Genomic DNA, 1,019 nt, shown 5'->3' with positions numbered 1-1,019 from the left:
GACGCCGCCGCATTCGCATTCGTCGCAGCCGACGCCTGCGTGGACGCATCCGTGGACGCATCCGCAACAGCAGCAGCCTGCGCAGCAGACGACGCATCACCATTCACCGCAGCCGAAGCCGCAGCCTGCGTGTTCGACGAGTTATCCGCATTCGCCGCCGCCGCAGCCGCAGCCTGAGCAGCAGCACCCGCATCCGACGACACATCAGCAGACGCATCCGTGGATGCATCCGCCGTCGCCGCCGCCTGAGCAGCAGCCGCGCTCGTCACATCAGCCGCAGCCGACGCCTGCGTGGACGCATCCGCGTTCGCCGCCGCAACAGCAGCCGGGTTCCCGTTCGCATCCGCCGCAGCCGACGCCGCCGCATTCGCATTCACGTCCGCATTCGCGTTCGCGTTCGCAGCAACAGCAGACGACGCATCCGTCGACGCATCCGCAACAGCAGCAGCCTGCGCAGCAGACGACGCATCACCATTCACCGCAGCCGAAGCCGCAGCCTGCGCAACAGACGAGTTATCCGCATTCGCCGCCGCCGCAGCCGCAGCCTGAGCAGCAGCACCCGCATCCGACGACACATCAGCAGACGCATCCGTGGATGCATCAGCCGTCGCCGCCGCCTGAGCAGCAGCCGCGCTCGTCACATCAGCAGCAGCCGACGCCTGCGTGGACGCATCCGCGTTCGCCGCCGCAACAGCAGCCGGGTTCCCGTTCGCATCCGCCGCAGCCGACGCCGCCGCATTAGCATTCGCATTCGCGTTCGCGTTCGCGTTCGCAGCAGCCTGCGCCGACGCATCCGTGGACGCATCCGCAACAGCAGCAGCCTGCGCAGCCGACGACGCATCACCATTCACCGCAGCCGACGCCGCAGCCTGCGTGTTCGACGAGTTATCCGCCTGAGCAGCCGCCGACGCCGCAGCCTGAGCAGCAGCACCCGCATCCGACGACACATCAGCAGACGCATCCGTGGATGCATCCGCCGTCGCCGCCGCCTGAGCAGCAGCCGCGCTCGTCACATCAGC

The 1,019-nt window shown here is 68.4% G+C and carries 1 protein-coding gene; it reads right to left on the bottom strand.

The annotated features are described in order from the left end of the window. Positions 1–1,019: hypothetical protein (locus ACIRCZ_RS20525; RefSeq protein WP_402856820.1), on the bottom strand; the 1,019-nt coding region annotated here is incomplete at both ends.

It is taken from the genome of Leifsonia sp. NPDC102414, assembly GCF_044765685.1.
In the GTDB taxonomy this organism is placed as follows: domain Bacteria; phylum Actinomycetota; class Actinomycetes; order Actinomycetales; family Microbacteriaceae; genus Leifsonia.
The sequence above is the reverse complement of the archived record's forward strand: the minus strand, read 5'-3'. Positions and strand labels throughout refer to the sequence as shown.